The sequence below is a fragment of the Azospirillum sp. TSH20 genome (assembly GCF_003115935.1).
GTDB lineage: Bacteria > Pseudomonadota > Alphaproteobacteria > Azospirillales > Azospirillaceae > Azospirillum.
In genome coordinates this window covers 1-5,756 of sequence record NZ_LGQU01000210.1, presented here as the reverse complement: position 1 = coordinate 5,756, position 5,756 = coordinate 1, and the positions used below count along the sequence as shown (strand labels likewise).

At 67.7% G+C, this 5,756-nt stretch carries 4 protein-coding genes; 2 read left to right on the top strand and 2 right to left on the bottom strand.

Annotated features, from left to right (window positions below):
• Nucleotides 1-164: 164 nt before the first annotated feature.
• Complete coding sequence (locus TSH20_RS34365) at nucleotides 165-2,429, bottom strand: carbohydrate-binding domain-containing protein (protein ID WP_109156799.1); 2,265 nt, start codon at nucleotides 2,427-2,429, stop codon at nucleotides 165-167.
• A 407-nt stretch (nucleotides 2,430-2,836) separates the two neighbouring features.
• Between TSH20_RS34365 and TSH20_RS34360 the strand changes: the two genes are divergently transcribed.
• Together TSH20_RS34360 and TSH20_RS34355 are read left to right on the top strand one after the other, a co-directional pair.
• On the top strand, nucleotides 2,837-3,322 hold the full coding sequence (locus TSH20_RS34360; RefSeq protein WP_247870848.1) for a thioesterase family protein: 486 nt from the start codon (nucleotides 2,837-2,839) through the stop codon (nucleotides 3,320-3,322).
• 208 nt (nucleotides 3,323-3,530) lie between these two features.
• Entirely contained in the window at nucleotides 3,531-3,956 is a 426-nt protein-coding gene (locus TSH20_RS34355; RefSeq protein ID WP_085091967.1) for an Lrp/AsnC family transcriptional regulator, read from the top strand.
• Between the two features lie 42 nt (nucleotides 3,957-3,998).
• Here TSH20_RS34355 and pyk read toward each other — a convergent pair whose 3' ends face one another.
• On the bottom strand, nucleotides 3,999-5,423 hold the full coding sequence (gene pyk / locus TSH20_RS34350; RefSeq protein ID WP_109156800.1) for a pyruvate kinase: 1,425 nt from the start codon (nucleotides 5,421-5,423) through the stop codon (nucleotides 3,999-4,001).
• Between the last annotated feature and the right edge of the window lie 333 nt (nucleotides 5,424-5,756).

The window sequence follows — 5,756 nt, the reverse complement described above, 5'->3', positions numbered from 1 at the left end:
CCCCCCCCCCCCCGGGGAGAGGGTCGGGGTGAGGGGGGTGCATGGTGTGGATTCTATGGAGAATGGGGACCGCGCGATGCTTGAAAATCCTCGCCGCGCGACCCCCTCACCCTAACCCTCTCCCCGGGGGGGAGAGGGGATATGCGCCCGACGAAGGAGCAGGATCAGGCGTGCAGCAGGCCAATGTCATTGTAGGCGATGTGGTCGAAGCCATGGGCGTAGACCGGCGAGGTCGACGACAGGCTGAAGTCGTCCGCACCCGGATTGACGAAACCCGGGTTCAGCATCACCGAACCCTTGTCGTACCCGGCGGCCTGCCAGTTCGCCAGAGTGCCCCAGGCGCCGCTCGACATCACCTGCGGCCAGGCGTCGAACTCCTTCTCGGCGGTGTTCAGGCTGCTGTAGAAGTTGTCGTGGAGGTTGCCGACATTGGCCGGGCCGTAGATGTGGACGGCGGTGCCCTCGCGCACGTCGATGACGTTGCCGGAGATGTCGTTGCCGGTCATCGCGTGGCCCTTCCAGCCGCTCCAGGCCACCGGCTGCTGCAGGCCGATCTGGGCGCCGCTGTTGCCGGCGATCACGTTCTCCGTGACCGTGTTGTTCCAGCCGCCATGCAGGAAGACGCCGCCGATGTTGTCGTGGACGACGTTGCCCTTCACCGTGGTGCCGCTGGTCCAGTCGTCCAGATAGATGCCCCAGCTCGCCACCTGCCCGGTCGGGTTGGTCGCGGTGGTGCCGGACACGTCGTTGTTGACGACGGTGTGGTTGGCCAGATCCTGCTGGCGGTTGATCAGGTAGATGCCGCCGCCGTCGTTCGATTCCAGGTTGGCGTTGATCACCTTGTTGTAGGAGATGGTGACGCGATAGGCGGCGTCGCTGCCGTCGGTCTGGACCGAGCCGACGGCGATGGCCTTCTCCGGCGAGTTTTCGATCTGGTTGTGGGTGACCTTGACGTCGGAGCTGCCGTTGACCCAGATGCCGGCGTCGCCGCGGTCGGCGGCGTTCGGGTGCCGGATCAGGTTGTCCGACACCTGCGTGAAGTTGGAGCCGGCCTTGACGAAGATCGACTCGGCGCCGGTGTTGTCGAACTGGTTGCCGGTGACCTTGCTGTTGGCGCTGTTCTGCACCGTGATGCCATAGCCGCCGCCCTTCACCACGTTGTTGGCGAAGGTCAGGCCGGAGGCGTTGTCGGCGAAGACGTAATGGCCGGTGGTGACGCCGTCGGCGAAGCTCAGGCCTTCGATGGTCACGTTCTTGGCGCCGCCGAGGCCGAAGGACACCGACGCCGTCGAACTGCCGTGGATCACCGCCTTCTCATTGCCATAGCCGGCGAAGGTGACGCCGGAATCCTGGCTGTTCAGCCACAGCCCGTTCTGGTGGTAGTCGCCGCCGCGGATGTAGGTGGTGTCGATGTTCGGATCGGCGCGCATCGCCGCCTGCGCCTTGGCGAGGCTGGCGAAGGGGCCGTCGGTGCCGGCGGCGTTGGGGGCGGCCAGCTTGCCCGACCAGCTGTCCTTGCCGTTGGTGGCGACGTAGAAGGCCGGGCCGGTGGGGGCCGGGGTGGTCGGCGTCGGCGTGGTCGGGGTGGGGGTGGTCGGCGTCGGGGTGGTGGTGGTGCCGGCCGGGAAGTCGGAGGCCGGGGCGTTGACCACCAGCGTGCCGTTCCACCACATCCCCTTCTGGCCGGCGATCACGTCCTTGCCGTCGAGCGCGCCCTTGTCATAGGTGACGGCGCTGCTGGTCGAGGCGTAGCTGTGGCCGTTGATGGAGATGCTGTTGACGGTCAGGCTGCGGTCCTGGCCGTTGACCATGGCATCGTTGTCGTACTGGACCTGCACCTTGTGCGCGACATGGTCGGCGGCATCGGTGGTGAAGGTGAAATTCTTGGCGGTGGTGCCGGCGGTGGCCTCGCCGATCTGCTTGCCGTCGACCAGCACCTTGAAGTGGGCGTTGACGCCGCCCGCCGCGGTGCCCGACGCGTTCACCACGATGGTGTCCTTGCCAGCGGTTGCGGCCGGCGCCGGGGTGGGAGTCGCGGCGGGGAAATAGCTCTTGTCGGCGTTCACCACCAGCGTGCCGTTCCACCACATGTTCGACTGGCCGGCGGCGACGTCGCGGCCGTCGAGCGCGCCCTTGTCGTAGCTGACGATGCCGGCGGTCGGCGCGATCGTCTTGCCGCCGATGCTGATGCTGTTGACGGTCAGGCTGCGGTCCTGGCCGTTGATGACGGCATCGTTGTCGTACTGGATCTGCACCTTGTGCGCGGTGTCGGCGGTCAGCACGGGGGTGAAGACGAAATCCTTCGCCGTCGTGCCGGCGGTGCCCTCACCCACCTTCTGGCCGTCGACCAGCAGGGTGAAATGGGCGTTCACGCCGGCGGCGGCCTTGCCCAGGGCGTTGACGACGATCTTGGTGGAGGTGGTGGCCATCGGTTCGGTGTCCTCGCCTGATGTGCCCCGGGGCCTTGCCGTGCCCCTGGGGTCTGATGTCCGTTTTGGGCCTGAACCCGGATGCCGGCGGAGGATGGCGAGGACCGGCGGGATCTTTGTGTGATGTTTTCGCTTAAAAGCGCCGAATCTGCGACAAATTGTGGCTAATCCTGCCGTGGGCCGATTTGCACGATGGTCATGATTGCACTGCAGCATTTCCGCAACAGCGGGCCGTGCGAAAATTGCGGCTTTCCCGTATTCCTGCAGGAAGCCGTTGAACGAAAGGTGCTTTTCCCGGATTGTTTGGAATAGCCACAACTGTCTACCGCCGGCATGAGACGCGGTGACCGCGAGGCTTCGGACCCCCATATGTCCGGACGCCAAGCGGAACGAGGATTGACTGAGAGATGCACGAGTACAGCGAGCGGCCGCGCCGCGCCGACGATCACCCCAGCCACCGGCCGTTGCCGCCGGGCTGTTTCCGGGTGCAGCGGCCCATTCGCTTTTCCCACTGCGACCCGGCCGGCATCGTCTATTTCCCGGTCTATTTCGACATGTTCAACGGCGCGGTGGAGGACTGGTTCACCCAGGGGCTGGACATCGACTATGCGACGATGATCCTGCAGCGGCGGCTGGGCCTGCCGATCGTGCATGCCGAATGCGATTTCGTGATCCCCAGCCGCATGGGCGACACGCTGACCCTGGGCGTCCTGCTGGAGCGGCTGGGCCGCAGCTCGCTCAAGCTGCGGATCAACGGCGAGCATGAGGGGCAGGTGCGGCTGTCGGGCAGCCTGACGGTGGTCACCACCTCGCTGGACGATTTCGCCGCGGTGCCGATCCCCGACGACATCCGCGCCGCCATGCAGCGCTATCAGGCGGGTTGCGACGCGTAAGGGGGGGCTGGGTATTTCCCCCCTCTCCCGCCCCGGGAGAGGGAAGGGGCCCGCCGCAAAGCGGTGGGAAGGGTGAGGGGTATTGCAAGGAACCATGCGGTTCGGGATGCTTGGATCACCCCTCACCCTCCCCACTTCGTGGGGCCCCTCCCTCTCCCGGGACGGGAGAGGGCCTTTTTGTGCGCCCTGCCCTCTCTGACGGACCTCCATGGACGACATCGACCGCCGGCTGATCGATCTGTTGACGGTGAACGCGCGCACCAGCACGGCGGCGCTCGGCCGCGCGCTGGGGCTGTCGCGGTCGACCGTGCAGGATCGCATCGCCCGGCTGGAGCGGCAGGGGGTGATCGCCGGCTATACCGTGAAGCTGGGCGATCCGGCGCCGCGCCGCGGCGTGTCGGCGCTGGTGATGATCAGCGTGAACGCCCGGCTGGCCGACCGCGCCGTCCATGCCCTGCGCAAGATGCCGGAGGTGATCCGGCTGCACAGCATCAGCGGCCAATACGATCTCTGCGCCACCGTCGGCACCGAGACCCATGACGCGATGGATGCCGCGCTGGACAGCATCGGCCGCCTGCCCGGTGTGGAACGGACGATGTCGTCGATCGTGCTGTCGACGAAGATGGAACGGTAGGAGAGGCCCCCCGCCCGGTAAGGAAGGGGGCTCTCCCTGCCCTTACGCCTTCCCGTCCATCTGGATGACGCGCAGGTTGTTGGTGGTGCCGGCCTGGGCGAAGGGGATGCCGGCGACGACGACCATGGTGCCGATCCGGCCGGCGAACTCCTCCGCCCGCGCGGTGGAGATGGCGCGGTCGACCATCTCCTCGTAGGTGCGGATGTCGTCGGACAGAACGCTGTGGGCGCCCCACAGCAGGCAGAGCCGGCGCGACACCGCCTTGTCCGGGGTGATCGCCAGGATCGGCACCTCCGGCCGCTTGCGGGCGATGCGCGCCGCGGTGGTGCCGCTGGAGGTGAAGGCGACGATGGCCGAGGAATGCAGGCTGTTGGCCAGATCGGCGGCGGCGGCGGCCACGGCGTGGGGCGGGCTGTGCTCCTCCCCCGGATGGGTCGCCTGGATCAGCGAGTGATAGAGCTTGTGCTGCTCGGTGGAGCGGATGATGCGGTCCATCATGGTGACCGCTTCGACCGGATACTGGCCCGACGCCGATTCGGCCGACAGCATCACCGCGTCGGCGCCGTCATAGATGGCGGTCGCCACGTCCGACGCCTCGGCCCGCGTCGGGGTCGGGGCGGAGACCATCGAATCGAGCATCTGGGTGGCGACGATCACCGGCTTCACCGCCAGACGGCAGGCGCGCACCAACTCCTTCTGGCGGCCGGGCACGTCCTCGTGCGGGATTTCGACGCCGAGGTCGCCGCGCGCCACCATCACCGCGTCCGACAGGCGGATGATGTCGTCGATCCGCTCCAGCGCCTGCGGCTTCTCGATCTTCGCCATGATGCCGGCGCGGTCGCCGATCAGGCCGCGGCCCTCGATGATGTCGCCCGGCTTCTGCACGAAGGACATGGCGACCCAGTCGACGCCCAGTTCCAGCCCGAAGGCGAGGTCGGCGCGGTCCTTGGCAGTCAGCGGCGACAGGTCGAGCACGGTGCCCGGCAGGTTGACGCCCTTGCGGTTGGAGATGGTGCCGCCGACGACGACGCGGGCCTCGATCCAGTCGTCGCCCAACTCGGTCACCTCGACGCGGACGCGGCCGTCGTCGATCAGCAGATGGTGGCCCGGCATGATGGCGGCGAAGATTTCCGGGTGCGGCAGCGGGATGGAGCGCTTGTCGCCGTCGCTGCCCTGCAGGACGAAGCGGATCGATTCGCCGGTGGCGACGGCGATCTTGCCGTCGCGGATGGTGCCGACGCGGATCTTCGGGCCCTGGAGATCCTGAAGGATGCCGATGGGGCGGCCGACCTCCGCCTCCAGCTCGCGGATGGCGCGGTGGACCTTGGCGTGGTCGTCGTGGGTGCCGTGGCTGAAGTTCAGCCGGAAGGTGTCGACGCCGGCCAGGAACAGGGTTTTCAGCATCTCGGGCGAGTTGCTGGCCGGTCCGACGGTGGCGACGATCTTGGCGCGGCGATGACGGCGCATGTGGTTCCGGCCGCGGGGGCCGTCCTCTTTGGCTGGGCCGTCCGGTGCGCCGACGGGACGGCGGCCACCTTGGAGGGACGGCGGGGTGACTGGTCAGCAATGGAACGGCCGGAGCGCGCACCCGTTGGGGTAGCCCGTCGACTGTTCGCGTGCCTGAACAAGGTGTCGCCATCGCCGCCGGAAAGCAAGGCGACTGGCGGAATTGGAATTCTTCCAACTGCCGGTGCGGGTCCTCGATGGCGCGGATGGGGGAGCGGCGGGGCTGCGCGTCTCGCAGCGGAAGGTCGGCGGCGGCGGGGTTGGGGATGGGCGGGTGGAGGGGAACGTGACCAT